General features: G+C 36.7%; 29 protein-coding genes and 1 riboswitch. Of the genes, 16 read left to right on the forward strand and 13 right to left on the reverse strand.

Annotated features, from left to right (window positions below; genetic code table 11):
* Position 1: 1 nt before the first annotated feature.
* Entirely contained in the window at positions 2-424 is a 423-nt protein-coding gene (locus tag ACQKOF_RS20085; RefSeq protein WP_427560865.1) for an ATP-binding protein, read from the reverse strand.
* Positions 424-1,557 (reverse strand): SpoIIE family protein phosphatase, encoded by a 1,134-nt coding sequence (locus ACQKOF_RS20090; RefSeq protein WP_427560869.1) that lies wholly within the window; start codon positions 1,555-1,557, stop codon positions 424-426. Before ACQKOF_RS20090 ends, ACQKOF_RS20085 begins: the two co-directional genes overlap by 1 nt.
* 456 nt (positions 1,558-2,013) lie before the next feature.
* Between ACQKOF_RS20090 and glnA the strand changes: the two genes are divergently transcribed.
* Entirely contained in the window at positions 2,014-3,348 is a 1,335-nt protein-coding gene (glnA, locus tag ACQKOF_RS20095) for a type I glutamate--ammonia ligase (protein ID WP_427560871.1), read from the forward strand.
* A gap of 128 nt (positions 3,349-3,476) precedes the next feature.
* Here the strand turns inward: glnA and ACQKOF_RS20100 are convergent, their stop codons facing one another.
* Positions 3,477-3,896: a hypothetical protein gene (locus ACQKOF_RS20100; protein ID WP_427560874.1), complete on the reverse strand. Its 420-nt coding sequence runs from the start codon at positions 3,894-3,896 to the stop codon at positions 3,477-3,479.
* Complete coding sequence (locus ACQKOF_RS20105; protein WP_427560877.1) at positions 3,893-4,585, reverse strand: hypothetical protein; 693 nt, start codon at positions 4,583-4,585, stop codon at positions 3,893-3,895. The genes ACQKOF_RS20100 and ACQKOF_RS20105 overlap by 4 nt, the downstream gene beginning before the upstream one ends.
* A 291-nt stretch (positions 4,586-4,876) precedes the next feature.
* Between ACQKOF_RS20105 and ACQKOF_RS20110 the strand changes: the two genes are divergently transcribed.
* Both ACQKOF_RS20110 and ACQKOF_RS20115 read left to right on the forward strand, forming a co-directional pair.
* Positions 4,877-5,053, forward strand: a complete 177-nt coding sequence (locus ACQKOF_RS20110) for a sporulation protein Cse60 (protein WP_427560879.1) — start codon at positions 4,877-4,879, stop codon at positions 5,051-5,053.
* A gap of 22 nt (positions 5,054-5,075) precedes the next feature.
* A complete protein-coding gene (locus ACQKOF_RS20115) occupies positions 5,076-5,288 on the forward strand; it encodes a hypothetical protein (RefSeq protein ID WP_427560882.1) in 213 nt (70 codons plus the stop codon).
* A 100-nt stretch (positions 5,289-5,388) separates the two neighbouring features.
* Here ACQKOF_RS20115 and ACQKOF_RS20120 read toward each other — a convergent pair whose 3' ends face one another.
* Positions 5,389-5,781, reverse strand: coding sequence for an NUDIX hydrolase (locus ACQKOF_RS20120; RefSeq protein WP_427560885.1), 393 nt, complete (start codon positions 5,779-5,781; stop codon positions 5,389-5,391).
* Positions 5,782-6,289: 508 nt separating this feature from the next.
* On the opposite strand from ACQKOF_RS20120, the gene ACQKOF_RS20125 reads away from it, so the two are divergent.
* Together ACQKOF_RS20125 and ACQKOF_RS20130 are read left to right on the forward strand one after the other, a co-directional pair.
* Positions 6,290-7,153, forward strand: coding sequence for an AraC family transcriptional regulator (locus ACQKOF_RS20125; RefSeq protein WP_427560888.1), 864 nt, complete (start codon positions 6,290-6,292; stop codon positions 7,151-7,153).
* A 381-nt stretch (positions 7,154-7,534) separates the two neighbouring features.
* The gene (locus ACQKOF_RS20130; RefSeq protein ID WP_427560890.1) at positions 7,535-7,948 is read left to right on the forward strand and encodes an HAD family hydrolase; all 414 of its coding nucleotides are present in this window, start codon (positions 7,535-7,537) and stop codon (positions 7,946-7,948) included.
* Positions 7,949-8,172: 224 nt separating this feature from the next.
* Here the strand turns inward: ACQKOF_RS20130 and ACQKOF_RS20135 are convergent, their stop codons facing one another.
* Complete coding sequence (locus tag ACQKOF_RS20135; RefSeq protein WP_427560893.1) at positions 8,173-8,697, reverse strand: GNAT family N-acetyltransferase; 525 nt, start codon at positions 8,695-8,697, stop codon at positions 8,173-8,175.
* A gap of 181 nt (positions 8,698-8,878) precedes the next feature.
* Between ACQKOF_RS20135 and ACQKOF_RS20140 the strand changes: the two genes are divergently transcribed.
* A complete protein-coding gene (locus tag ACQKOF_RS20140) occupies positions 8,879-9,649 on the forward strand; it encodes a GNAT family N-acetyltransferase (protein WP_427560895.1) in 771 nt (256 codons plus the stop codon).
* A gap of 53 nt (positions 9,650-9,702) precedes the next feature.
* Here the strand turns inward: ACQKOF_RS20140 and ACQKOF_RS20145 are convergent, their stop codons facing one another.
* Positions 9,703-9,966 carry a Parvovirus coat protein VP1-like protein gene (locus ACQKOF_RS20145; RefSeq protein ID WP_427560898.1) on the reverse strand — a complete coding sequence of 88 codons (264 nt, stop codon included), beginning with the start codon at positions 9,964-9,966 and terminating at the stop codon, positions 9,703-9,705.
* Positions 9,967-10,186: 220 nt separating this feature from the next.
* Here ACQKOF_RS20145 and ACQKOF_RS20150 point away from each other — a divergent pair, with 220 nt between their 5' ends.
* From ACQKOF_RS20150 to ACQKOF_RS20160, 3 genes are all read left to right on the forward strand, one after another.
* Positions 10,187-11,233 carry a DUF418 domain-containing protein gene (locus ACQKOF_RS20150; protein ID WP_427560901.1) on the forward strand — a complete coding sequence of 349 codons (1,047 nt, stop codon included), beginning with the start codon at positions 10,187-10,189 and terminating at the stop codon, positions 11,231-11,233.
* A 150-nt stretch (positions 11,234-11,383) separates the two neighbouring features.
* Positions 11,384-12,082, forward strand: coding sequence for a hypothetical protein (locus ACQKOF_RS20155; RefSeq protein WP_427560904.1), 699 nt, complete (start codon positions 11,384-11,386; stop codon positions 12,080-12,082).
* Between the two features lie 14 nt (positions 12,083-12,096).
* The gene (locus ACQKOF_RS20160) at positions 12,097-13,356 is read left to right on the forward strand and encodes a glutathionylspermidine synthase family protein (RefSeq protein WP_427560907.1); all 1,260 of its coding nucleotides are present in this window, start codon (positions 12,097-12,099) and stop codon (positions 13,354-13,356) included.
* A 48-nt stretch (positions 13,357-13,404) separates the two neighbouring features.
* Here the strand turns inward: ACQKOF_RS20160 and ACQKOF_RS20165 are convergent, their stop codons facing one another.
* On the reverse strand, positions 13,405-13,878 hold the full coding sequence (locus ACQKOF_RS20165; protein WP_427560909.1) for a YbaK/EbsC family protein: 474 nt from the start codon (positions 13,876-13,878) through the stop codon (positions 13,405-13,407).
* A 136-nt stretch (positions 13,879-14,014) separates the two neighbouring features.
* Between ACQKOF_RS20165 and ACQKOF_RS20170 the strand changes: the two genes are divergently transcribed.
* From ACQKOF_RS20170 to ACQKOF_RS20180, 3 genes are all read left to right on the forward strand, one after another.
* Positions 14,015-15,160 (forward strand): PstS family phosphate ABC transporter substrate-binding protein, encoded by a 1,146-nt coding sequence (locus ACQKOF_RS20170; RefSeq protein ID WP_427560946.1) that lies wholly within the window; start codon positions 14,015-14,017, stop codon positions 15,158-15,160.
* A gap of 31 nt (positions 15,161-15,191) precedes the next feature.
* Positions 15,192-15,287: riboswitch (guanidine-I (ykkC/yxkD leader) on the forward strand.
* Between the two features lie 244 nt (positions 15,288-15,531).
* The gene (locus ACQKOF_RS20175; RefSeq protein ID WP_427560912.1) at positions 15,532-15,873 is read left to right on the forward strand and encodes a DMT family transporter; all 342 of its coding nucleotides are present in this window, start codon (positions 15,532-15,534) and stop codon (positions 15,871-15,873) included.
* A complete protein-coding gene (locus tag ACQKOF_RS20180) occupies positions 15,873-16,187 on the forward strand; it encodes a DMT family transporter (protein WP_427560915.1) in 315 nt (104 codons plus the stop codon). The genes ACQKOF_RS20175 and ACQKOF_RS20180 overlap by 1 nt, the downstream gene beginning before the upstream one ends.
* Before the next feature lie 313 nt (positions 16,188-16,500).
* Here the strand turns inward: ACQKOF_RS20180 and ACQKOF_RS20185 are convergent, their stop codons facing one another.
* The 4 genes from ACQKOF_RS20185 to ACQKOF_RS20200 all read right to left on the reverse strand — a co-directional run bounded on the left by ACQKOF_RS20185 (position 16,501) and on the right by ACQKOF_RS20200 (position 20,440).
* On the reverse strand, positions 16,501-17,376 hold the full coding sequence (locus tag ACQKOF_RS20185) for a glycine betaine ABC transporter substrate-binding protein (RefSeq protein ID WP_427560918.1): 876 nt from the start codon (positions 17,374-17,376) through the stop codon (positions 16,501-16,503).
* A 99-nt stretch (positions 17,377-17,475) separates the two neighbouring features.
* A complete protein-coding gene (locus ACQKOF_RS20190) occupies positions 17,476-18,330 on the reverse strand; it encodes an ABC transporter permease (RefSeq protein WP_427560921.1) in 855 nt (284 codons plus the stop codon).
* Positions 18,323-19,522 carry a quaternary amine ABC transporter ATP-binding protein gene (locus ACQKOF_RS20195; protein WP_427560924.1) on the reverse strand — a complete coding sequence of 400 codons (1,200 nt, stop codon included), beginning with the start codon at positions 19,520-19,522 and terminating at the stop codon, positions 18,323-18,325. The genes ACQKOF_RS20190 and ACQKOF_RS20195 overlap by 8 nt, the downstream gene beginning before the upstream one ends.
* A 282-nt stretch (positions 19,523-19,804) precedes the next feature.
* Entirely contained in the window at positions 19,805-20,440 is a 636-nt protein-coding gene (locus ACQKOF_RS20200; protein ID WP_427560926.1) for a TrkA C-terminal domain-containing protein, read from the reverse strand.
* A gap of 271 nt (positions 20,441-20,711) precedes the next feature.
* On the opposite strand from ACQKOF_RS20200, the gene ACQKOF_RS20205 reads away from it, so the two are divergent.
* Genes ACQKOF_RS20205 through ACQKOF_RS20220 form a run of 4 tightly spaced genes read left to right on the forward strand, consistent with a single transcriptional unit; the run spans position 20,712 to position 24,230 of the window.
* Positions 20,712-21,443, forward strand: a complete 732-nt coding sequence (locus ACQKOF_RS20205) for a GTP cyclohydrolase II (protein ID WP_427560929.1) — start codon at positions 20,712-20,714, stop codon at positions 21,441-21,443.
* Between the two features lie 15 nt (positions 21,444-21,458).
* Complete coding sequence (gene ribD, locus ACQKOF_RS20210) at positions 21,459-22,568, forward strand: bifunctional diaminohydroxyphosphoribosylaminopyrimidine deaminase/5-amino-6-(5-phosphoribosylamino)uracil reductase RibD (protein ID WP_427560932.1); 1,110 nt, start codon at positions 21,459-21,461, stop codon at positions 22,566-22,568.
* Positions 22,565-23,650: an FAD-dependent monooxygenase gene (locus tag ACQKOF_RS20215; protein WP_427560935.1), complete on the forward strand. Its 1,086-nt coding sequence runs from the start codon at positions 22,565-22,567 to the stop codon at positions 23,648-23,650. The genes ribD and ACQKOF_RS20215 overlap by 4 nt, the downstream gene beginning before the upstream one ends.
* A gap of 16 nt (positions 23,651-23,666) precedes the next feature.
* The gene (locus tag ACQKOF_RS20220) at positions 23,667-24,230 is read left to right on the forward strand and encodes a 5' nucleotidase, NT5C type (RefSeq protein ID WP_427560937.1); all 564 of its coding nucleotides are present in this window, start codon (positions 23,667-23,669) and stop codon (positions 24,228-24,230) included.
* A gap of 564 nt (positions 24,231-24,794) precedes the next feature.
* On the opposite strand, the gene ACQKOF_RS20225 is transcribed toward ACQKOF_RS20220, so the two are convergent.
* On the reverse strand, positions 24,795-25,562 hold the full coding sequence (locus ACQKOF_RS20225) for an IclR family transcriptional regulator (RefSeq protein WP_427560940.1): 768 nt from the start codon (positions 25,560-25,562) through the stop codon (positions 24,795-24,797).
* Between the last annotated feature and the right edge of the window lie 290 nt (positions 25,563-25,852).

Consider the following 25,852-nt stretch of genomic DNA (forward strand, 5'->3'; position numbering starts at 1 on the left):
TTTATACATGAATCTTTTTTGAAATACCAACTAAAAATTTCGTTTCAGAAATATTTTCAAACCAAATATGGTCGACCATATTTTTAACAAAAAATAAACCTCTCCCACGATCTGAATAATCCAGTTCGTTTAAATCAAATTGTAGAGCCTTCTCCCAATCCTTATCAGCGATTCCTTTCGCTTCATCAGTAACTGTTATTTTTATTTCTTCATTAGAATGAGATACATGTACTTGAATAGCCCTTTCGGAATATGGATCATTCTTCTTCACAGCTTCCACAGCATTTATAACTAATTCATGTGCGACAAATTGTATTTCTCTTTTAAAAGGTAAATTATATACATTTGTATAATTCTCTATAACTTGATCTACATAAGCTATAGCTTGTGTATCAGGATTTACATTGAGTATGAATTCCATCATCAATCACCGACCTGTAATGTAATTGTTATTGAAACTACTGTTATATCATCGCTGTAGAAATTATCGGATAAATCGTATTTTTGGGAAAATTTTCGCAGGGCATAGCCATTACCATGTGAAGCATAGGAATGGAAAAAGTCCATATCAACAACATGTTGCTCATTTATTGTCAATAATCCATCCGTATAAAGTATTATGCGATGCCATCCGGATAAAGGTATCGTTTTTTTATTAATAGAAATGGTTGGGAATAACCCTAAAATAGGTGTATTTGCTGGGAGGAACACCGTCTCTCCGTATTTTCCAAATAAGAAACCAGATGGATGAGCCGCATTAACATAGTGTGCAGTTCCGTTTTTCGTATCAATGAGTATGTAGATAGCTGTCATTAAAAAACGGTCCATATCTTCATCAGAAAATAGCTCGTAAATTTGGCGGTTAAGTTCTTGAATTACGAAAACTGGATCGATTAATTTCGTAATCATTCCTTTTAACAAAGATCTAATGGACATCGTGACGAGTGATGCGGCAATGCCATGTCCCATTGCGTCGTAAAGAAGAATGGCAGTTAAATGCTCATTAATCTTAAACCAGCAGTACATGTCGCCTCCTAATGTGTTGGATGTAACATAAAGCCCATCGATCTGAATATGCTCAAGATTCAATGGAGGAGATAGTGCATTTTTTTGAAATTTCTTCGCGACAATTAAATCTTTTTGAATAATACTTTCTTGCTGCTTTCGTAGCTTGGTTTCCTTTTGATATTTAAGGGCCACCTGAATCCGAGTTTTAAACTGAGTAAAATCAAATGGTTTTAAAATAAAGTCGAAAATCCCAGCTTCAAAAACCCTATCAATTGTAATACTTTTTTCGTAAGTAGTAGAAAGGAGAATAGGGGCATCAATCCAGTTTTTTAGCCCGTCAATTTGTTGACAAATGTTCTCGCAGTTTTTAAGCGTCATTTTTGCATCGAGAATAATTAATTCCAACTCTTCTTTCAAAGAATCTGATAAATAATTCATTGCTGCGTCAGTTGTTGTAAAGCAATGAATATTTTTGATGTCGATACGATGAAAATATTTTTGCAGACGCAACACATCATTGCTTACGCTGCCAATAACTAATACTGACATGCTTCTTACATTCACCGCCTTATGTATCTTTAACAGAAGATAAAGCCACGGGCGAAATTACGCCAAGGCAAAATTGATATAATAATTTCCGACTATTATATATACGCCATATTTACTTATCTGATGAATAATATAGAAATTCTAATTTGCTATAAATTTACCAATAAATATGACATTATACAAGACTAATGTGATATAAAATATGGAAAAAAAGTTCTTGCTTCAAGCAATAAAGTCAAAAATTTTTTAACTAAAGCGCTTTATTATAAGTCTAAAGACACCTTTAAATGATTTTCAGAGAGGGGACTCTATCCATCTGAAAAAAAGATAAATATATTCGATAAAACGAATGTAATAAAACCTTACATAAGTATTGTGTTTTACATCCTTTTAATGTATTTTAAAAACAGCTATAAAAAATATATGTTAATTAAAATTACATTGGAGTGGTGAAAAATGAAACGTTATGCAAAAGAAGATATTAAACGTCGTGTTAAGGAAGAAAATGTGAAATTTATTCGCCTACAATTTACTGATATATTAGGAACAATAAAAAACGTTGAAGTACCAGTTAGCCAATTAGAAAAAGCATTGGACAATAAAATTATGTTTGATGGTTCATCAATTGAAGGTTTTGTACGTATTGAAGAATCAGATATGTATTTGCGTCCTGACCGTGATACATTCGTCATTTTTCCTTGGACTGCTGAAAAAGGTAAAGTGGCTCGTTTGATCTGTGATATTGATAGACCAGATGGTACACCATTTGAAGGTGATCCACGCTCCAATCTGAAGAGGGTTTTAAAGGAGATGGAGGAGTTAGGGTTTAGCTCATTTAATTTAGGACCAGAGCCAGAATTTTTCTTATTTAAGCTAGATGAAAAAGGGCATCCAACACTCCAGTTAAATGATAGCGGCGGGTACTTCGACCTAGCCCCAACTGACTTAGGGGAGAACTGTCGACGTGATATCGTATTAGAGTTAGAAGAAATGGGCTTTGAAATTGAGGCATCACATCATGAGGTTGCACCTGGTCAACATGAAATCGACTTTAAATATGCAAATGCTATTGAAGCATGTGATAATATTCAAACGTTTAAGCTTGTTGTAAAAACGATAGCGGCACAGCATGGACTGCATGCAACCTTTATGCCAAAGCCACTATTTGGTGTTAACGGTTCTGGTATGCATTTCAACTTATCATTATTTGAAGGGGATAACAATGCGTTTTATGATGAGAGCGCAGAATTGCAATTAAGCCAAACAGCGCGTAGCTTTATGGCAGGAATATTAAAACATGTACACGGTTTTACAGCTGTCACGAACCCACTTGTTAATTCCTATAAACGATTAGTGCCTGGCTATGAGGCCCCTTGCTATGTGGCATGGTCTGCACAAAACCGTTCACCACTTATTCGAATTCCAGCTTCAAGAGGACTATCAACACGTATCGAGCTTCGTTCTGTCGATCCAGCAGCAAATCCTTATTTAGCGATGGCCGTTATTTTAGCATCTGGGCTCGATGGCATTCGCAAAGATCTCACACCTCCGGATGCTGTAGATCGCAATATTTATAAAATGTCACGAGCTGAACGTGAATTGAACAGTATTGACAGCATCCCATCGTCATTGGAATACGCACTCCTTGAACTAGAAATGGATCATATCGTTCGTGAAGCGCTTGGAGATCATATCTTTGAAAAATTCACGGCTGCTAAAGAAATAGAATGGAATAAATACCGCACGCGTGTCCATAACTGGGAGCGGGAAGAATATTTGGAAATGTATTAGAAGGGGAGTGTTGGGGCTTTGGTGCTCCGACACTTCTTTTGATTTAAAATGCGAGGAATTGAGTGTCTATCAAATTTTATAAAGAAGAAGGCCATCTCAATCTTTACCTTGATAGGGATAGCCTTTTTTTAGTTAGTCAGCTTACTTTGGATAATCAATTTGCTTTTGCGTTTTTCATCTGAAAGGTCCTGATTAATAATATAGACATCATTTTCAGCAGAAAGCCTATAAATGTTAGGAGTTTCTAATTCCCCATCTTCAACTAGTAAATTATTCTTTACCTTAAATTTTCTCATTCCTTCATCGTTATAAGAAAAAAACACTTGATTATTAAAATCTGTATAATGAGCATTTACAGTTAACACATCCGAAAGAACTTCTTGGGTATGTTTATTAGAAATATTATAAAAAAGAAGCTTTTGGTTATCGAGTGAAGATTCACTTGGGTCACTAAAGGTTAGATAAATAAATTGTTGGCTATTTAGCAAACTTGCCCAACCAATGTATTCATAGTTAGTTTTTATTTCTTCTATTTCTTTACTTATCACATCGTATAAATACAAATAACCATAATTATTTTTTTATCAGTAAATAATATTTTTCCATCCTTTGAAGATAAATGCATATTCATAAATGTATAAGTATTTAAATCAAATATACTCTCGGTTTCATTTGTTTTTAGATTCTTTAACATAACTTCCGCTTTTTCAACTTTTCTATCCGATTTAATCCAAGCTGCATAGTCCCCAATTAGGACAGGGAAGTCATTAAAAACATTTTCTTCATTTTCTTTTGTCAACGGTTGAATTTCTTTCGTCTTTAAATTCATAAAATATAGGTTCAACTGCCATCCACTTTCATCGGTATCTACCCATACTAACCAATTATCATTTAATTCTACACCTTGAACAGAGGGCATTTTAAACTTACTGTTAAATATAGGTGTGTATTTTTGGGTCTTTCGATTGTATTGAACAATTTTATTATCGAGACGAGAAGGACTTTCTTGATCTACACTCATATAAATATAGTCAGCATTACCCCTAAATGAGGTAATATCAGTAAAAGGTACGTCTACTGTTTTATTGAAATCTTTATCGATTATTTGATAATAATTTGAACTTTGCGGTTTAATCAAAGATCTATTTGCCAGTACACCATTATATACGGCTTTAAAAACAATGAATAGGAATATAGCTGTACATGATAGTATTATTACTCTCTCTATTATTTTCAAATGAATCTCTCCATTTTGGCTAAGGTATTTTTAAAAAAGCTCATCTTCAAGAGTTGTCAAAGCCTGCACTCCAATCAAATACCTGGTATACGTTTTAGCAAAAGTTATTCTCAATTCTGTTTGTTATACTTGAAAAGGTATCCTTGGTATATATTACCAAATATTTTTTTGCAGAATTACCCTATAATTTTTATGTACTACTTTTTCTCTTCCTTCTCCTACTACCGAAAACATTTTATTGTGACAAATAATTCCTTTTATTCTATGATTAGAAGAAAAGGGGGAAAATGTATGACGCAAGCGACTCAAGTAGTAACGATCCAAAATAATGACATTGTACAATTTGAACATGATATTAACAACGCTCTATTAGATTTAAGCGAGTGTTTAGTAGTTGATATTAAATACAATACGTTATATATAGGGGAACATACAGTTATACATTCAGCTTTAATTATTTATAAATAATTGATCCAAAGGGGGGAATAACTTGTCAAAAATATATTGGGTATCAATTGCAAAAAGAACAGATGATGAATCTGGGGCGGAGAAAAATGTCATTGAAAAAATATTTGCGAAGAAATCTGAACTAAAGGATTTTTTAGAACAAGAAGGCTATTGTAAGGCTGCGAAAAATCAATATATTAAAATCGATGATGAATTGATATATGAAGCGGCTGTTGAAAAAGTAAAAATGAAATAATCATAATATAAGAGTTTACCCGCGGGTGGAAGGGAAATACCCGCGGTTGAGGTAATGTCAAGCACTAAGCTAAGCTTCTCATCATTTATTGCGATAGGTTTTATTGAAATAATGATAATAGAAATTGTCTATCTTCAGGGAAAGTTAATGTTAAATATAGTAAATCATCTTTTGATTTCCGCGCAATGTCATAAATCAATTCATCGGGATCATGTATCATCATTTGACCACCTTTAATGATTGTTTCGAAATAGCGAACTTCTACTACATCATTATTTTTATGTAACACTTCTCTGACGATGTCTACTACAAATCCTGTTTCCTCATATACTTCGCGGATACAACATGTCTCAAAATTCTCAGTAGTTTCTTTTCCGCCTGATGGCACTGACCATGTTTTTACTTCCTCTTCAGTACCTTGTAAAACCATTAATAATTGTTTGTCTTCATTTAAGCAGATTCCTGCAGCTCCTTGCCATTTATCCAATATCAAAACCTCCAGTCTAGTTCTTTTAACTTTATTTGTGAATAATTATACCAATTATGTAAATAAAAAGGCTAATCCTCATAGCGTTGGGTTGATTTCCGTTCCGACTGGCCGCTTTGTTGCTGCCGCTTCGCTTTCGCACAGATAAAACATTGTTGCTGCCGCTTCGCTTTCGCGCAGAGCAAAGCTTCCTGGGGGCGTCCGATGAGCCGCTTGGGTCAACACGAAGTTGGTCACGAAGGCGTTATCACAGGACGTGATGCTCTTAGTCTGCGTTCATCTACTGGCTCGTTCCAGGGTCTCATCTGTGACGCTGATCCCCAAGGTGTCGCCCAGTCTCCACTCCAATCAACCTATTTACATAGAATACGTTTTAACAAATGTCATCCCTAACTTTTATGTGATAAACCAATTAAAAAAATAAAGCTTTCATTTATACCAGTCCAAAGTTAGCATAAAAAGACAGGAATAACTAATTATGATGTTTTAATCTATAAACAAGGAGTGAGAGCAATTGAGTTGGATTGAGTCGATTCAAAAAGCAATTAATTATATTGAGGAGCATTTATTAGATGACATCACAATGGAGCAAATTGCACGAGAAGTAAATTCTTCGGTCTTTCATTTTCAACGGACTTTCTCGATTTTAACGGATATGTCTATTGCAGATTATATAAGACGTAGAAGGTTAACATTAGCTGCGCAGGAGTTAATAAATACAGAGCAAAAAGTAATCGATCTCGCCTACAAATATGGCTACGACTCTCCTGAAGCTTTCACAAAGGCATTTCGGAAGCAGCATAACCTAACGCCTAGTGAAGCAAGAAAGAAGCAAGGTCAACTACAATCATATAATCGCCTGGTTATCCAGGTAAGCCTGAAGGGAGCAGAACCAATGAAGTATAAAATCGTAGAAAAAGAAAAGTTTCAAGTGGTAGGGGTAAAAAGAACATATAATTGTCAAAATGGTGAGAACTTACAAGGCATTCCTCAATTTTGGAATGAGATGAATTCGAAAAACTTCGATCATCAACTTATCCAATTAAATAACGGAAGCATCAAAGGGGTGTTAGGTGTTTGTGTACCAAATACAAGCCAAGGGCAAAATGGTTTCATTGATTACTGGATTGCTACGGATCATGTAGGAGGTGTGGAAGAAAATCTATTTGCGACGGAAATACCTGCATCGAAGTGGGTTATATTTGAGGTGCATGGTCCTATGCCAGAAGCTATGCAAAATACTTGGAAACAAATTTATTCAGAGTGGTTCCCATCCAATCCATATAAAGCAGCAGGAACAGCTGAACTAGAGGTTTATCCTGATGAAGATGCATATAGCCCTGACTCATACTCTGAAATTTGGATTCCGATTCAATAAAGATAAAATGGATTTGGTAAACGATTAGTTTGCCAAATCCATTTTTGTAGTGAGGATGTTTTATATAGTGTAGTCCAACATAGTAAACACCGTATCTTGTAACTAAAATTCTCCTTAAGAGAAATTTTCGCATTTCTCAACATCCTTATTTTGTATAATAATAATGAAGGAGGTTGCATATGGACATAGATAGCATTATTTTCGATTTGGATGGGACACTTTGGGATTCGAAAAACAGTAGCGCAATCATGGACGCAGGTAGTTCAGGCGTCTCCTTTCAGTAAAGGAAAGAAAACCGAAGAAGATTTATCTAAAACGATGGGGTTACAAATTAAAGAAATAGCCGCTGTATTATTTGATTATCTTGATGAAGAAAAGTAGATGGAGCTTATTTTAGCATGCTGCCAGCAAGATCAAGATGATTTATTACGTAATGGCGGTATTTTATATCCGCAGTTAGAAGAAACTTTACTAGCTCTTTCAAAAAAATTCCGCTTGTTCATTGTGAGCAATTGTCAGAAGGGCTACATTGAAACATTTTATGCTTATCATAAACTAGATTTTCTCGACTTTGAAAATCCGGGGCGTACAGGCTTGTCAAAGGGAGAAAATATACAATTAATTATGGAAAGAAATCATATAAAAAACGCTGTATATGTGGGAGATATACAGAGGGATATGCTTTCTGCAAAGTTTGCAGGAATTTCATTTGTTTTTGCTTCATATGGTTTTGGTAAGCCGGAGGAGTATGACTATATCATCGAAAAGCCAATAGATTTATTGAATATATTTTAAATAGGGTATAGAGATGTTTTTTCTGAAGGTCTCTATACTCTTATTTTTATAAAAAAGAATAGGGGATTTTAACATCCTACTTATTTGGACATACGTACTAGGACAAAAATCCATTTAGCCTTAATTTTTATTTTGAAATTTGGATTCCGATTAAGTAACAGAAATGAAAATAGCCAAGAATGTTCATAGGTAACATTCTTGGCTATTATAATTTTAACACCAATTTATTTTAATAAAGAATAAACATTAATGTCATAAAAAGATTCTTTTGATTCTTCATTTTCCTGAAATGTTCCTTCAAAAGTAAAATTCAATTTCTTTACTACTTTTATAGAATTTATATTACCAGGTTCAATTTTTACTTCAATTTTATTTATGTTTAAAGTGGTGAAAGCATAATCAATCAAAGCCGAAATACATTCTGGCGCATAGCCTTTTCCCCAATAAGCTTTAGCAAGATCATAACCGATTTCTGCTGAGGCATTATCTACTTCAAATGAATTAAATCCACAAGAGCCGATTATCTCATTTGATTCCTTCTCAATAATGGTAAAGCGAATAGCTTTGCGCTCCTCAGCTAATTGCTCAAAAAGCCCAATCATTTCCTTTGCTTGATCTTCATGAGTAAAATTGGTGATATTCATAAATTTTGTAACTTCGGGGTCTGACCAAATATTAAATAAACTATGTGCATCATCCATCTTCATTTTTCTTAAATATAATCTTTTTGTGTAAATTTGTTCTATCAATACTTTTACCTCCAAGTTTTTAATTAAGTTTGGATGAAAAATATTGCTATCTGTGCATAATTCAGTCCCTTCAAATTTTATGTACCTATTATACAATATTTAAATATTAAACAATAACCCCAATAATTTCTATCAACGTTATAATGTATGAATATATATCAAAAGAATAGGGGAAATGATAATGATCAAGGTTACAGCCGAGAATTATTCGATTATAAAAGAAACAATAAAAAGTGCACCAACATTTGTCTACAGCATACTAGATCAAGTAATAGAAGGCACTGTCTACGCCGACAATGAAAGCCTTCATTCACTACTATTTCAAACAAAGTCAGGAATATATTATGTTTATGGCTACTCTCCCAGCGAGAAAACCGTAAGTAAACTTGTGTTTTTCCTACAAGAGTCTATTGAACAAAGTAAACGTTTCACATTGTTTTCTTCCTCGGATGATTGGAACGCAAAGATTGAACAACGATTAGATGGTCATGTGAAAAAACTAGAAAGATACACTTTTTCCTTTGCTATAAATACTTATAACGATAGAGAAAGACGAGAGTCACTTGACTACGAAGTCATTAAAATTAAGCAACCTCAAATTGAGCATTGTTTAGAATTTGACAATCAATATTATGATGAATACTGGGATTCTACTAATAATTTCTTTGAAAATGGCTTTGGTTTCTGTCTTCAGCATGGAGACAAAATTATTAGCGAAGCAGTTTCTATTTTTAAATCGCATCAATTTGCAGAGATTGATATAGTAACTGATCCTAATTACAGAGGAAAAGGATTAGCAAGCTTCATTGTAGAGAAATTTATTGATTATTGCCTTTTAAATGACATACAGCCTTGTTGGGATTGCGATATCAATAACCAAGCATCTTATCATTTAGGCACTAAGCTTGGCTTTACTAATCCGCAAAAATATGCAGTTTATATAAAATCGTAACTCATAAAAAAAGCTCACGGTGTAAAAATAACATCGTGAGCTTTCTTTATTGTTTAATAGAACCTATTACGCATTTCGAAAATATTGTAAAACAATTTAGCATCTCTAGCCATTTTACTATTAGCGTTCATTTGTGGTCGTAAGCAATTTTGGAACATTTCATCGCAATATCTTGATCTGCCATATCGAGCATAACATTCGTCGTGTAATTTGCAGCATGAATCTACAGCGTTGATAGGTCTACCTGGTCCTGAACATCCTGGTCCACAGTATTTATAACCAGGATAGCAAAAACCAAATCTGCGGTGTCTGTACATTAGCTATTCTCCTTTTTAAAAGAAATAATTGTTACTATAAAATATGAAATATTTGCTTGTAGAAGGGGATTAAAAACTAATGTAAGTGAAAAAAGCATTAACTGATGAAACAATTCTATAAATGTAAGGTTACTGTAAGCTTTAAAAAAAACTACTGTAAGGATGGAAGGCTATGATAGTCATAGTGCAGTAAAGTATGAAAGATAAGGAGTTTTTAAGAATGAATCCATCCGTTACTCAAAAAGAAAGAATCGTTTCCTTAGATATTATTCGTGGGCTAGCGTTATTTGGCATTTTGTTTATAAATGTAATGGCCTACCAGATGATAGTAGAGGGAGGACCGATGCCTGACTATAGTGGAATTAATGGTATTATTGATAAGCTCATTGATATTTTTATTGAGAAGAAATTCTTTTCGATTTTTTCATTCCTCTTTGGTGTAGGTTTTTATATTTTTGCTTCACGTGCAGAAGCGCGTGGCGATAAGCCAAGATGGCGCTTTGCTAGACGTTTACTAGCTTTATTATTAATCGGCATTGTCCATATTTTTATTTTCTGGGGCTCTATCCTTGCTTACTATGCAGTAATAGGTTTTTTCCTCATACCTTTCTATAATGCAAAGATTTCAACAATTAGTAAATGGCTATTTGCTATTATTACTGTTCATGTCCTTTGCATTCTCGGACAACTATTTATGCCAAATCAAGAAGTCTTTTCAACTGTTTTTGGTATATTAGGAAATGATGCAATTACTATTTTTATCATGTTTTTAACTGGTTTTTTAGCAGCAAAGGCTGATTGGATTAGTCATATTAGTGAATACTCAAAACAAATAAAGTGGATACAATTTGTGACATTCCCATTCTTTGTAGGCATCTCACTTTGGATTTGGTTTGCAGCTCAAGGGGAAGATCAAAATCTACAATTAATTATTGGTTTAGGGGTAATTCCGACAACGTATTTTTATTTAACTTGTCTATTTGTTATGTTGGAGAATAAGAGCATTGTGAAGCTTCTTCAACCAATTGGACGAGTTGGTCAGATGGCATTTACTAACTATTTGGCTCAAAGTTTTATTGGTCTAGCTATTATTTCTTTAATGGGGCTTGAAGTTGTTTCGCCTTCTGATGTAGTGATCATTGCAACCCTCACTTTTGTCATTCAAATTATCTTTAGTGTTATCTGGTTCAAATTCTTTAAAATGGGGCCATTCGAAAAGGTATGGCGCTTTATGACATATGGAAGAAAAGCAGTGCCGAATAAGTAAACAATTTTGTGCGAAACTCTCTGGTGGTGGATGATTCCAATCCGCCAGGGGGTTTTTAGTGCTATGATAATATGTATGAATTTGTAAAAAATGAAACCTAAAGAAGGAGATATCCGTAAAATAGGTATCGAAATAAAGGAGAAATATGATATGGCAAAACAAATGAAAAAATACATAGCAGTCACAACAGCGTCATTTATGGCTATGCAATTAGCCGCGTGTGGGAATACAGAAACTCAGACTGTCAAAGAGTCTACTGTTACTACAGATAATACAACGGAAGAAAATAATACTACAACAGCAGGGAATGGTGTACAAAGTGTCTATGACAGCGACATGGCAAATTCATGTGATAAATGGAAAGAAAGTGATGATGGTTCGTTCGAGTGTTTAGATGAGAATTCGCCTCATTATGCACATCATTTCTTTAATGGACTTATGTATGCAACTGCTGGAGCAATGCTAGGAAGTGCCATTTATAAAAGTCGCAATTTAAGAAATGGTACAGATAGAGAGGATAAAGATAAAGGTGGCGGTTCAGCAGTACCACGTACGAATCCTAGCAATACGAGCGAAAGTAAAAATGCGAATTCTAACGGAATTACGACGAATGGCTCTCAAAATCCGTCTGGTACAACATCTAGTAGCTCAAATAACTCCACAACAAATAGCTCAAATTCAAATACAAGCGGTTCCAAGTCTTATTCGAGTGGCAAGCGTTCATACTCAAATAGTTCAGGTTCATCGACGAATAGTTCTAATTCTTATTCAAATCACTCATCATCTAGCACGGGGAAATCAGGCTTCGGCTCAGGTGGAGCCTCTCGAGGTGGCTCTTCATCTTCTTAAAAGGAGAAATCAATATGGACAATCATTTTCAACAACGCCAAGCGTTTTATTCTCAATTTCCTAATTTCTTTCCTGACTTTGAGGACCTAGAGTACGCCTTATACGATGTACTAGATTTACCCAAAGAGAAAATCGATGAAATCAACTATGCATCTACTATACTTTGGAAAATTTTTTTGAAGGTTGGGAAACAATTTAAACATTTATCGGATGAACAACTTATAGCACTAGGCATTCGTTCTGAAATGCTACCATATATCCAATTAGATTATTTACCGCAACAATCGGTATTGGCTCGCTTTGATTTTATTTGTACAGAGGACGGACAAATAAAATGTCTTGAATTAAATGGTGAAACGCCATTTCTAGTCGAAGAAACCTTTGAAATCAATGAAGCGCTTTGTCAGCATTTAGGATTTGATAGTCCGAATGATGTTTCGGCATTACATAAAACCTTGTCTGGTGCACTCTTTGCGTCTATGCATTATTTAAATGATTTGAAAAAACCTAAAATCGTCATCACAGGAAAAACGGCTGCGGAAGATTATGAGGAATATTGTCAGGTACAGTTTTTAAAGAAATGTATACCTTTTGATGTGGAATATGTTCCTATACAAGAGCTAATCATTTTTTCTAGTAACACCGCTAATATAGCTCGAGGCCTTTATACGCCTGCCATGGAGAAAATTGATATTTTGTATCGTCCTGCACACCCAGTAGAGTTTTTAATAGATGATGTGTCTTCCGATGGTGATCGTATAGGTCTACATTTACTGGAGCTTGTAAAAGATGGGCAGCTTGCTATTATTAACGCCCCCGCTGCATATGTACTGCAATCGAAAATTTTATTATGGCTGATTTGGGACCGAAAAAATGATCCGCTTCTTTTTAATGCAGAAGAACGAGCTGCCATTCAGAAATATATGTTGCCAACGTCTCTTTCAGCAGAGCCATTTGTTCAAGAAAATTTGTCGTTTGTCAAGAAGCCTGTCTATTCGCGGGAAGGGAATACTGTAGAAATTTTCGCAGGGGATGGTACGAAAACGAATGCCTCTGTGTATACCCATTATGATGATAATTTGTTTATTTATCAGCAGTATGTGGAAATGCCCTCTAGAACGATAAAGCTAAAGGATGGATTACAGACAAAGAAATGGTTAATCGGTTCATTTATCGCTGATAATCGTGCGTGTGGCTTATCTTGTAGAGTAGGTAATCAAATTACGGAATGGGATTCTCACTGGTTAGCTGTTGGATATAGGGAAGAAATCTAAAAAAAATGGCGGAACTTTTTATAAAGTTCCGCCGTTTTTTATGCCCTGTTACTCGTTCCAGCCTTTACAGACGTCTATCCACTCTTGATATGGGGTATAGGTTTCTAATTCAGAAATAGTAAGCTCAATGGCGGAGTTGCTACTACCACATGCAGGAAATACTGTTGTGAAGCGTTTAAGTGATGCATCTAAATAAATAGCAACGCCCTCATTCACGCCAAAAGGACAAACACCTCCTACCTCGTGTCCAATCTTTTCAAGTACTTCATCTTTTCCAAGCATCTTTGCCTTTGTACCAAAGGCTGCTTTAAATTTTGCATTGTCGACTTTGGCATCGCCTGCAGCAACAATTAGTATCGCGCCATCGTTCACAAGAAACGATAAGGATTTCGCAATGCGTTCAGGCTCGCACCCGAGTGCCTGTGCTGCTAGTTCAACGGTCGCCGAGCTTTCGTTTAGCTCCTGTATTTTGTGTTGCACATTCCATTGTGCTAAATGTTCACGTACTTTTTCAATTGCCATATGTAATACCTCCTTACAATACTACATTTTATTTTAACATAATTTTCAAAATATATAGTTGTGTTATCTTCCGGAAATAACCTATTATAAAAATAGTTAGTATAAAATTACTCTTTTGGAGGTGGAGCCGTTGATTATGAAAGTGCTACAGTCTCTTTTTGTACTAATAGGATTATTATTTTTCACAGGAGTAGTTGCGTTGTATGTAATTATTAGTGGTGGGCTACATTTTAGAGGACTACTCTTAACTGTTCCGATATGTTTATTTGTTCTATTTGTTTGTTTAATTTTTGATTGGTTGACAACGACAAAACAGAAGATATGGTTAGCTGGAGTAATGGGCATGGCGTTGTTGATTGCCTCGATTAAGCCTATTCAACATTACTACAAAATGAGTATTCCAACTGTTGATGCAGAAATTGATGTGTCAGTCTATCAACCATTTACAGAGCAAAATAAAGTAGTAAAGTCAGATACAAAGGCTTCATTGCAATTAGTTGAGTCACTACCACGCTTAGATGGGGCGACGGCGATGTATCCACTGTATGCTGCCTTTGTAGAAGCAACATATCCAAAGGGTTACTATCCATATGATAGAAGTAGAGTGATGGTGAGCCGTACACCTGAAGCTTATCAAAATTTGATTTCAGGAGATGTTGACCTGATTTTTGTAGCAGCGCCATCTGAATCACAAAAGAGGCAAGCTGAGATGGAAGGTCTTACATTTAACATGATCCCCATTGGACGAGAGGCATTTGTCTTTTTCGTCAATCATAAGAACAGCGTAGAAAATTTATCACTGGAGCAGTTTAAACAAATATACGCTGGAAAAATTACAAATTGGCATGAAGTCGGTGGTGAAAATGCTGCGATTCGTGCCTTTCAACGCCCAGCAGATAGCGGAAGCCAAACAGCACTTGTAAGAATGATGGGAAATACACCAATCATGGAAGCACCTGCTGAAAATGTTGCAACAGGTATGGGTGGTATTATTCATGAGGTATCACAATATCGTAATTATAAAAATGCCATTGGCTACACGTTTAGATTTTACTCAACAGAAATGGTGAATAACAACGAAATTAAATTATTGTCCATTGATGGGATTGCGCCCACAAAAGAAAATATTCGTAATGGCACATACCCACTTGTATCTGAATTTTATGCTGTAACAGCAGGAACAGATAATCCTAATGTAAAGAAGTTTATCGACTGGATTGTATCAGATGAGGGGCAAGCACTAGTTGAAAAAGTTGGTTATGTACGAGTAGAAAATGACTGAATAGTTTGCTATACTAGTAGCACAATCAAACATGATAGTTTTCTAGGGTTCCGTAGCAATGCTAGCCTGGTCCGAGAGAAAACCACAAATTGATTTTGTGACACGGAAGGATAAAAGCCTGGGAGATACTGTTTATAGCAGTGTTTCTTAGGCTTTTTTTATTTGGCTACTGTGGGAGGGAAGCTGAAGAAAAAGCTCAATTCAGGTTTTTGGTCACCGAACTGCTCGGGTAAGCTAAAGGAGTGATCGGGTAGGTCACCAAACTGCTCGGGTAAGCCAAAGAAGTGCTCAGGTAGGTTAGAATACCGTCTCAAAGAACTGCCCAATAATAGTATTCATATGTGTTTAACAATAAAATGGAGGAATTCGCAATGAACAAACAATGGTTAAGTGTCGTAATTGCTGCTTTTTTTGAAGTCGGCTGGGTTATTGGATTGAAGCATGCAGGGAATGCCCTCGAATGGATTGGTACCGCTATTGCAATTTTTGTTAGCTTTTACTTACTAATTAAGGCTGGAGAAAACTTACCTGTTGGCACTGTTTATGCAGTATTCGTAGGCTTAGGGACAGCGGGTACTGTATGTGCTGATAGCTTACTGTTCGGAGAGCCATGGAAATTAGCTAAAATTTTATGTATCGTCGTTTTACTTGCAGGGGTCGTTGGTTTAAAGCTTGTGACAGGGGAGCCTAAAGAGAAAGAGGTGAGTGAATAATGGCATGGGTTGCATTAGTAGTTGCGGGGCTATGCGAGATGATGGGTGTTTATATGATTAGTAAATATAATGATGCTAAAAGTATTAAAAATTTAGTGTTATTGATTTTCGTATTTACCTTGAGCTTTGCCGGGCTTGCATATGCCATGGAAACATTACCGATGGGTACAGCATATGCAATTTGGACAGGAATTGGAGCGGCAGGTGGCGCTTTACTCGGAATGTTGTTTTTCAATGAATCCAAGGATTGGAGACGTCTTGTTTGCATTATTCTTGTTTTAGGAGCAGCGATATTTTTAAAATTATTATCTTAGCGAATAGTCATCTGGCATCGGTCTAATCGTTGCGGGGTGACTTTTTGTTTGGCATACACAACGATAGATAAAAGAGTTTTTTGCATAAAAATTCACAAAAGAAACCAATGGAATATTCAAAATTTATGAAATATTTGTTAAAATAAGGGTAGTGATAATGTTGATTAGGGGACCTTAAAATTCTCTAAGCGGACGTTAATTATTCGTATTCTGATCATTACGGCGAAGTTATTTTATATAGTAGTCCTAAGAGATTAGAGAAGCCTAAAAAAAGACAGGCAACCACTGTCAGTTGTCCGTCTTTTTTTAAAAATTATTTTTTTACATCCTTCGTCCATTCAGCAACTTTGTCTGTATTGGCTGCAACCCAATCTTTAGCAGCTTGTTTTGGGTCTTTGCCATCCATAATTTCTAGCATAACGCTCTCTAAGTCTTCTGATGTCCAGTGGAAGTTATCTAGTACAGAATATACATCTGGTTGATCTTCTTTTAAACCTTTACGAGCGAATGTGTTAATCGTTTCTTCGCCACCATAAACGCCTTTTGGATCATCTAAATATTTAAGATCGTATTTAGCGAATTTCCAGTGAGGAGACCAGCCTGTCACGATAATGTCTTCTTTATTTTTAATTGCTTTAGCAAGAGAAGTTGTCATAGCACCAGATGAAGAAGTTAATAGCTGCCAATCTGCTAAATTATCATATTCATCTAAAGCTTTTTCAGTAGCTGCTGTGATCCCAGCACCAGGTTCAATACCCGTAATTGTGCGATCTGCTTGCTTTTTTAAATCCTCAATCGAATTAACGTCCATATAGCTTGGTACTACTAGACCTATTTTGGCACCAGCAAGGTTTTCACCTAGCTCATCAAGGTCGTTCTTATATTTTTCGTACTGTGGGGCATGAGTATTTGGTAACCATGCAGCGACCATACCATCTGCTTCACCTTTTGAAACAGCCTCCCACATAATTGCATTATCAAGTGGTGTTAATGTTACATTGTAGCCTAAATCCTCAAGCACCTGACCGACTACATTAGTTGAAGCAATTTCTGTATCCCATTCAACGTAGGCTAGATTGACGTCCTTTGAGTTACCACTACTCTTACTTGAATCATCACCACTACATGCGGCTAGCAAAAAGCCAAGCCCTAAAGCCATTCCTAATTTAGTTAATGTTTTCAGTTTCATTGAATCTTCCTTTCGAATATTAATAGTTTTGTATCAAACTACAAAATGTAAATCTCAGCTGTGAAAGTGAAAAACTAAAATTTCACAAATTGTTCTTTTCTAAACAGCTTTCTTCTTATTAAAGCTTTGCGTTAAGCGATCTATAATAATGGCGAAAATTACTAAACCTAAACCTGCAACAAAGCCATTCCCAACCTGTGTACGTTGTAGTGCAGTTAATACTTCGCGTCCTAGACCAGGTGCACCAATCATTGAGGCAGTTACAACCATTGACAGTGATAGCATAACAGTCTGGTTAATCCCCGCCATTATAGTTGATTTGGCAAGAGGGATTTCTACTTTAAATAGTTTTTGGTTTGAAGTACTACCATATGAATCCGCTGCTTCTACCAATTCTTTTGGTACTTGGCGAATTCCTAGGTTCGTCATACGTACAGTTGGTGGTAAGGCGAAAATAACGGATGCAAATACGCCAGGTACTATCCCGATACCAAAAAAGGCAACGGCAGGAATCAAATAGACGAAGCCAGGCATTGTTTGCATGAAATCGAGTATCGGCTTAATCACATTTTCTGCTACAGTTGACTTGGACATTAGAATGCCAAGTGGAATACCTAAAATGATGGAGATGATACTTGAAAAGAGCACGAGCGTAGTTGTTTCCATAAGATGTGTCCATAAGCCTTGATTATAGATAAATAACAAACCAATTAATGAAAACGTTGCGAGCCCGAATTTCTTGCCGGTAACGAAAAAGGCAAAAATGACAATAAGTAAAATAAGAATAATCGGGGGAATGCTCACTAATAAATCAGTGACCTGATTCATGAGTAGTTTTCCATTTTTTTGAATCAAGTTAAAAAACACTGAAAAATTACTCGTCAACCAGTCCATAACTGATTCTACCCATGGTCCCAATGGTATAACTGGGATATTGTCTAAAAATTTATTCATGTTCAGCTGCCTCCTCATCGCTAGTTGAAAGTGCTTCGATGACAACGCCCCGGATAAGAACACCAAGCAAGCGCTCATCTTTTACAACTGCAATAGGAGTAGGACAATTATGAATCAAACCTAATATATCCTGTAAAAGCATATCTGGTGGAACGGTTAACATATCTGATTGAACAATTGAATGTACCGTTTGTTCTTGTCTTTTAGCTGCAGCCCGCGCGTCGTCAGCAGTAATATAGCCTTTTAAATGTCGGTTTTTATCAACAGCCATTAGTAAACTAACCGTTTCTTCGCGCATTCTTTTAAGTGCTACGGTCGGTCCATCTACATCTACATTGACAGATACAGGTCGAACCATTGCATTTTCAGCAGTTAATACTTTAGAGCGATCGACGTCTTCTACGAAGGTTTTAACATAATCATTTGCAGGATTTGTTAAAATTTCTTCTCCAGTACCAATTTGAATGATTGAGCCATCTTTCATAATGGCGATACGATCACCAATACGTAATGCTTCATTCAAATCGTGGGTGATAAATATAATTGTTTTTTTCAATGTGCTTTGTAAATCGAGTAACTCATCTTGCATTTCTTTACGAATTAATGGATCGAGTGCAGAAAAAGCCTCATCCATTAGTAATATTTCAGGGTCGTTTGCAAGTGCACGTGCTAATCCAACACGCTGTTGCATACCACCTGATAATTGGCTCGGATATTGGTCCTTATAAGCAAGTAAGCCTGCATTTTCGAGAGCCTGCTCTGCTTTTGCTTGTCGTTCTTCCTTTGAGATGCCTCTGATTTCAAGGCCATATTCAGTATTTTGAAGAAGTGTACGATGGGGGAATAAACCGAAGTTTTGAAAGACCATACTCATTTTGTTTCTTCTTACATTACGTAAACTCTCTTTGCCCATTTTAGAAATATTTTCTTCATCGATGTAAATATTCCCACTTGTAGGTTCTATGAGACGGTTTAAAAGCCGTATAAGTGTCGACTTTCCACTCCCTGATAATCCCATGATAACGAAGATTTCACCTTCATTTACGGTAAAACTTGCATCGTATACACCAACTGTTGCACCTGTTTCTTTTAAGATATCAGTCTTGCTTTTTTGTTGCTTGACGAGTTCTAATGCTTGGGGAATATGTTTCCCGAAAACTTTAGAAACATGTTCCACTTTTATTTTTTCCAATAGAACCACTCCTTTCGTAGATCAATTTCGCCTTGGCGTAATGGGTGGTGCTTCACTTACGCACAGATAAATTGCCACTGACGTGGCGTTCTTAGGCTGAGTTCCTCTATTTCAGTAGGTGTTTGGACACTCACTGAATGAAGAAAAATACTATTTGAGGAAAATGATACCCAAATATAAACAAGTAACAACTTAACCCTAACAAAAAGTTGTTACTTCTGTCAAATCGACAAAATAGAAAAAATCCGCATAAACGCTGTTATATCAGCGTTTATGCGGATTTTAATTTGGATATAAAAAGCTCTGAACTCGAGCGAAACTTTCATCATTGCCGATAAAGTAAATGATATCTCCTTCTTCCAAGGACACATATGGACCAGGTGATAGTAATAATTCATTTTTACGACGAATTCCGACAATCGTGCTAGATGTATTTTGCCAAAAATTCAATTCCTGTACGGTTTGGTGGATACAAGGGCTTTCAACTGTCATCTCTAATTGATAAGGAATAAACGGATTGACGGATCTGAAATGTTCAGTTCGACTAATAAGTTGTTTGGTTTTTTCCTGTAGATTTATTAATTCTTGGTGCTGCTTCTGAATGCTAGACATAAGCTCATGTTGTAGTTCATGGACTGATTGAACATCATGGAATTGGCGGACAAAATGTGCAGCCTTTTCATATGAGATGATTATAACCCCACTACCTTTAGTGGCCTCCACAATTTCCAAGTCTTGCAAAACAGCAATCGCTCTTCTTGCAGTTTCAGCAGAGACATTGTATTGGCTTGCTAGGGATGATCTTGCGTAAATTTTATCGCCAATTCGATATTTTCTTTCCACGATTTTTGAGGCTAGATCAACAGCTATTTGCTGGTATTTTGGCTGTTTCACCTGCACATTTTTTTCTAATTGCATTCTAAACTTCCTTTCGTCATTACAGTTCCCTCAGCCTATTATAGACTAGCCTGCACAGAAAAAATAGCATCTCCATAAGCTATTAGTATATGATAAAAACGTAATATAGCAGTTTTGGTTTCTAATTTATTTTTTTCATAGAGTAGGAGCTGTAGTTTGACAGGTCTTAGTTATTATTATAAACTAAGTTACGTTATGTAAGTGATATGAAAATACAAGTGCTCAGTTAGTAGGTCTAGCTAGCTGTTAACAATAGAAGGTTGGAGAAAATATGACAATTACTACTAAAGTTTTGGATATAGTGAAAGACAAAATGACGATCGTGAAGCAATCAGAAACTGAGAGTATTTGCCTAGTTGGTCCAGTGAAATTACCGGTAAAACAGGGTGAATTTTCAGCAACATTTCAATGGTATAACTGGTTAAAAGTAGGCGCCAATCCGTCAAAAGAGGAAATTATTGATGGATTAGCATCTGCAAATTTAGCTTTTTTACAACAGTCATCAGTACTTGTTTATGGAGATTTTGCACATGCAGAGGATGCTTTAATTCGCATGCATAGCATTTGTCATACAGGTGATATTTTTGGAAGCCAGCGCTGTGACTGTGGTTATCAATTACATGAATCGATGAAAATGATTGTGGAGCATGGCTGTGGTGCCATTTTCTATTTAGCAGATCATGAAGGGCGTGGCATCGGGTTATTCTCGAAATCTCTTGCTTATTTATTACAAGAAGAGGGCTTAGATACGGTTGAAGCAAACCATGCTCTTGGCTTCCCAGACGATACTCGTTCTTACGAAGATGCCATTACTGTGTTAGGAGCACTTCGTTCAAAACCAGTTACACTAATTACCAATAATCCGAAGAAGCTCGCCGCATTACAGGCACATGGTTTAGCAGTAGAAGGGCATGTCCCATTATGGGGAGGATTAACGGAGACAAATCGTTTTTATTTAGACACGAAAATAGAGAAATCTGGACATTTGCGCGAGAAGAAGTGAGTGGAGGACATGAAGATGACAGCAGATGAAAAATATATGCAGTTAGCACTTGATTTAGCCGCTAGTGCAAAAGGAAATACGAATCCCAATCCACTAGTCGGGGCTGTAATCGTCAAAGACGGTGTCATTGTTGGAACAGGTTTACACAGAAAAGCAGGTGAACCGCATGCAGAGGTGCATGCATTCCGTATGGCTGGAGAACATGCTAAAGGTGCGACACTTTATGTAACTCTTGAGCCATGTTCGCATTATGGAAAAACACCTCCTTGTGCGAATTTAGTGAAAGAATCAGCAGTTAGTCGCGTAGTTGTAGCTATGCAAGATCCAAATCCTACTGTAGCTGGACGTGGTATTCAACTGTTACGAGATGCGGGCATAGAGGTAGAGGTGGGTATTTTAGAAGCTCAAGCTCGCCGTTTAAATGAACGCTTTATTCACAATATGCTAACAAAACGTCCATTTATTATTTCAAAATATGCGATGACTTTAGATGGAAAAATAGCTGCCCATACAGGACATTCCAAGTGGGTAACTAGTGAGGCAGCGCGTGAGGATGTTCACCGAATTCGTCATGAGGTGGATGGTATTTTAGTTGGTGTTGGTACTGTTTTAGCTGACAATCCATCCTTAACGACAAGATTAAAAGAAGATTACGGAAAAAATCCAGTACGCATTATTATGGATAGCTCACTTCGTACACCAGCTCATACCAATGTTCTGAATGTAGAAGAAGCGAAAACAATTATTGTATGTAGTGAGAATGCCAGTCAAGAAAAAATAACAGCATTTGAGGGAAAAGGCGTAACTGTATTGCCAGTTCGACATGATTCTGAGGGGCTTGTTGTTGATGATATGCTTGAAAAACTATATCAAACTGGCATTACGGATATTTTAGTAGAGGGTGGAAGTACGATCAACTCTTCATTTTTACAGCAAAGTGCTATTAATAAATATGTGATTTACGTAGCGCCGAAGATTCTCGGTGGTCGTTTATCATTAACACCTTTTGCTGGTCAAAATCCATCTACCATGGATGAAGCATGGGATGTAGAATTTGCTTCGTTTGAGCAGGTTGGGCAAGATTTACGTATTATTGCTTATCCAAAGATAGGTGAAGAAAAGTGAATTATCAAGCAGATGTTTGTATTGTAGGGGCTGGTCCAGGTGGAGCACTTCTTTCGCATTTATTAGCGAAAAAAGGTCTTTCCGTGATATTACTGGAACAAAACGCAGAACTTGGGCAGGCATTTCGCGGTGAGCATTTAAATGAGGAGGGTGAGGCTGTTTTAAAAAGTCATCAGCTTTTTGAAGCAGTCGAGGCACTCGGCTTATTACGTATGGGAAAGCTTGAATATTACGCAGATGGTAGAGCAATAAAAACTATTCTTCCTGATGAAACTGTAGGACATTTAGGAATTCATGTGCCGCAAGCCAACCTATTAAAGGGAATATTACAAGAAACACAGCATTTTCCGCACTTTTCTTGTTTCCTAAATACGAAGGTGACAAAGCTCATAGTTGACTCTTCGGGAAGATATACGGGTGTCATTGCATCAAGAGATGGGGAAACGATTGAAATTAGTAGTCAGTTAATTATCGGTGCTGACGGTCGTTACTCTACTATTCGTAAACAAGCGCACATTGAGATTCAAAAGCATAAACATGGCTTTGATTTATTGTGGGCAAAAATTCCTGCCCCTCAGGGATGGGAGCCATCGATTAAAATGGCATTAATAGCCGATAAACAGCTATCATTGTTTACACAAGTGGGTGGGTTTATTCAAATCGGCTGGAACATTGAACAAGGAAGTTTTCCTCAGCTTAGAAAAAAAGCATTTACTCCATTTATCCAACAGCTTTCAGATCAATTTCCGGAACTATCTGATACGGTTAAGGAGCATATTAGATCTTGGCAAGATTTTGTCTTGCTTGATGTATTCAGTAGTCATTGTGACTGCTGGGGGACAAAGGGGCTTGTGCTATTAGGGGATGCAGTTCACACGATGACACCAACTGGGGCATTTGGGCTAAATAGTGCTCTAAAGGATGCAGATTGTCTTGCGTCACTAATAAATAAAGATACGCTTGTTCATTTTAACGTACAAGATTTTCAACAAATGCGCGAGCAAGCCATTGAAGAAGTATTAGCGACGCAAATTGAAAAAGAGCAAACATTTGCGGCTAACTTCATCGACAAGGCTTCTTGAAGGGAAGAAAAACAACATGAAATTTGGCTTTGATATAGATGACACACTCATCGATTTACGAGCACACGCCTTTGTGCTCTATAATAAAAAACTTGGTAAAAATGTTGCGCTAGAAGCATTTCAAGCTTTGCAAAGAGTTGAAATTCACGAACCTTTTGGCTTAACAGATGCTGAGGGAACCGCGATGTGGAATAGTTCATTAGAGGAAATTTATTTTACGGATTGTCCTTCTTTTGAGGGAGCATTAGAGACGCTCCAAGCTTTGGCACAGCAGGGACATGACATTTATTATATTACTTCACGTCCTAAACAATATTGTGAGCAAACAAAAGCATGGATGGAAGCGCAAGGTTTTCCAATCACAGATGGTCACTTTTACTGTGGAATGCAGGATACAGAGAAAGTGGCGATCATCAAAGAGCTAGCTTTAGATGTTTATGTAGATGATAAACCAGCTGTATTAGAAACACTTCAAGGTGTGAATACAAAAGTAATTTTAAAAGATCAATCTTATAACAATCATGTTGAACTGCCACGCTTAAGTCATTGGCGAGATTTCTTAAGATTGGTAAATAATTAACTCATCACCATAACGTGTGATTGATTTCCGTTCCGACCGGGCGCTTTGTTGCTGACGCTTCGCTTTCGCACAGATAAAACATTTGTTGCTGACGCTTCGCTTTCGCACAGATAAAACATTTGTTGCTGACGCTTCGCTTTCGCGCAGAGCAAAGCTTCCTGGGGGCGTCCGATGAGCCGCTTCGTTGTTGCTGACACTGCGCTTTCGCACAGACAAAACCTAGTCGCTGCCGCTACGTTAGCACTACGCTTTCGCACAGAAAACATCCGCTTCGCTGCAGGGTCTCGAGCCAACAGATGTTTTTTGCGCGAAACCGAAGCGGCAGCGGCACCGATGTTGGTCACGAAGGCGTTATCACAGGACGTGATAGTTTTAGCCTTCGTTCCTCTATCGCTAATCCCGAAGGAGTCGCCCGGTCTCCGCTTCAATCAACTTGTATCAAGGCCATACGTTTTAACAAATGTCATCCATAACTTTTGTTGATGAGTCAAATAATTAAAGCACTAAACCCGAATAGATAGCACTTAAAAAAGTGAATCTATTCGGGTTTATTCTTTGTTTCGATCAATACAATTGCTTTTCAATTTCTAATGCAACGTTTTGTATAGTTTCGATTAATAAATTTTCATCGTAGTCGCTGTAGCGTACTTCTGGTATGACCAGCGTTACGGAAGCGATGATTTGTTGAGATGCATTTAAAATCGGTGCAGATATAGAGCATGCGCCACGCACACGTTCGCTATTACTTTTCGCAAACCGTTGTAAACGGATATGTTTTAATTCCGTTAACAGTTGCTCTCTTGAAAGTATTGTCTTATCAGTGATAGGTTCAAGACTTATATTCTCTACATATTCTTCAACATTTGGCATAAATGCGAGCAATATTTTAGAAGATGCACCTGCATAAAGGGGAGAGGTGTCACCTACAAACATTTTCGTTGAAAGCGGGTATGTTGAATCATAGTTTAAAATACACCGTCTCTCCAATCCATCAATAATATTCATGGAAACACTTTCGCCGATTTCTTCGTTTAACTTTTTTAAAATAGGTTCTGCGACAATAATAAGACTTGATTCTTCTTTTACTAAATTCCCTAAATACAGAAGTGAATGACCTAATTGATAGCGCTTAGTACGTTCATCTTTGTGTAGAAAGCCTTCGTACACAAAGGTAGAAACAAAGCGCTGTAAACTGGAAATGCTTATCCCTGTTTTTTTACTTAACTCAGTTAGGGAAAGGCTAGGTTCATCTTTTGAGAAAGCTTTTAACACTTTAATAGCTTTGTGCAGCGATGACATTGTATAGTTTTTTTCGAAAATCTCCTGATTCATCCCGTCACCTACGTAATAAAATTTTTTTCGACATCAGCCGGAGGATTTATCTTCAGATATACATGCCGCTATGCTTTTGCGCATAAAAACATTTATTAATGAAGATAAAACTGGCCCATCACCTTAACGTGGGGTTGATTTCCGTTCTGACTGGGCGCTTTGTTGCTGACGCTTCGCTTTCGCACAGATAAAACATTGTTGCTGACGCTTCGCTTTCGCACAGATAAAACATTGTTGCTGACGCTTCGCTTTCGCACAGATAAAACATTGTTGCTGACGCTTCGCTTTCG

Origin of the sequence: Lysinibacillus sp. NPDC093190, from assembly GCF_050280425.1 — a bacterium.
Lineage (GTDB): Bacteria > Bacillota > Bacilli > Bacillales_A > Planococcaceae > Lysinibacillus.

Excerpts from the sequence above, each read along its gene's own strand:
- ACQKOF_RS20085 (WP_427560865.1), bottom strand. The coding sequence starts at position 424 with ATGATGGAATTCATACTCAATGTAAATCCTGATACACAAGCTATAGCT.
- ACQKOF_RS20090 (WP_427560869.1), bottom strand. The coding sequence starts at position 1,557 with ATGTCAGTATTAGTTATTGGCAGCGTAAGCAATGATGTGTTGCGTCTG.
- glnA (WP_427560871.1), top strand. The coding sequence starts at position 2,014 with ATGAAACGTTATGCAAAAGAAGATATTAAACGTCGTGTTAAGGAAGAA.
- ACQKOF_RS20110 (WP_427560879.1), top strand. The coding sequence starts at position 4,877 with ATGACGCAAGCGACTCAAGTAGTAACGATCCAAAATAATGACATTGTA.
- ACQKOF_RS20130 (WP_427560890.1), top strand. The coding sequence starts at position 7,535 with ATGGAGCTTATTTTAGCATGCTGCCAGCAAGATCAAGATGATTTATTA.
- ACQKOF_RS20140 (WP_427560895.1), top strand. The coding sequence starts at position 8,879 with ATGATCAAGGTTACAGCCGAGAATTATTCGATTATAAAAGAAACAATA.
- ACQKOF_RS20145 (WP_427560898.1), bottom strand. The coding sequence starts at position 9,966 with ATGTACAGACACCGCAGATTTGGTTTTTGCTATCCTGGTTATAAATAC.
- ACQKOF_RS20150 (WP_427560901.1), top strand. The coding sequence starts at position 10,187 with ATGAATCCATCCGTTACTCAAAAAGAAAGAATCGTTTCCTTAGATATT.
- ACQKOF_RS20155 (WP_427560904.1), top strand. The coding sequence starts at position 11,384 with ATGGCAAAACAAATGAAAAAATACATAGCAGTCACAACAGCGTCATTT.
- ACQKOF_RS20160 (WP_427560907.1), top strand. The coding sequence starts at position 12,097 with ATGGACAATCATTTTCAACAACGCCAAGCGTTTTATTCTCAATTTCCT.
- ACQKOF_RS20165 (WP_427560909.1), bottom strand. The coding sequence starts at position 13,878 with ATGGCAATTGAAAAAGTACGTGAACATTTAGCACAATGGAATGTGCAA.
- ACQKOF_RS20170 (WP_427560946.1), top strand. The coding sequence starts at position 14,015 with ATGAAAGTGCTACAGTCTCTTTTTGTACTAATAGGATTATTATTTTTC.
- ACQKOF_RS20175 (WP_427560912.1), top strand. The coding sequence starts at position 15,532 with ATGAACAAACAATGGTTAAGTGTCGTAATTGCTGCTTTTTTTGAAGTC.
- ACQKOF_RS20180 (WP_427560915.1), top strand. The coding sequence starts at position 15,873 with ATGGCATGGGTTGCATTAGTAGTTGCGGGGCTATGCGAGATGATGGGT.
- ACQKOF_RS20185 (WP_427560918.1), bottom strand. The coding sequence starts at position 17,376 with ATGAAACTGAAAACATTAACTAAATTAGGAATGGCTTTAGGGCTTGGC.
- ACQKOF_RS20190 (WP_427560921.1), bottom strand. The coding sequence starts at position 18,330 with ATGAATAAATTTTTAGACAATATCCCAGTTATACCATTGGGACCATGG.
- ACQKOF_RS20200 (WP_427560926.1), bottom strand. The coding sequence starts at position 20,440 with ATGCAATTAGAAAAAAATGTGCAGGTGAAACAGCCAAAATACCAGCAA.
- ACQKOF_RS20205 (WP_427560929.1), top strand. The coding sequence starts at position 20,712 with ATGACAATTACTACTAAAGTTTTGGATATAGTGAAAGACAAAATGACG.
- ribD (WP_427560932.1), top strand. The coding sequence starts at position 21,459 with ATGACAGCAGATGAAAAATATATGCAGTTAGCACTTGATTTAGCCGCT.
- ACQKOF_RS20220 (WP_427560937.1), top strand. The coding sequence starts at position 23,667 with ATGAAATTTGGCTTTGATATAGATGACACACTCATCGATTTACGAGCA.
- ACQKOF_RS20225 (WP_427560940.1), bottom strand. The coding sequence starts at position 25,562 with ATGAATCAGGAGATTTTCGAAAAAAACTATACAATGTCATCGCTGCAC.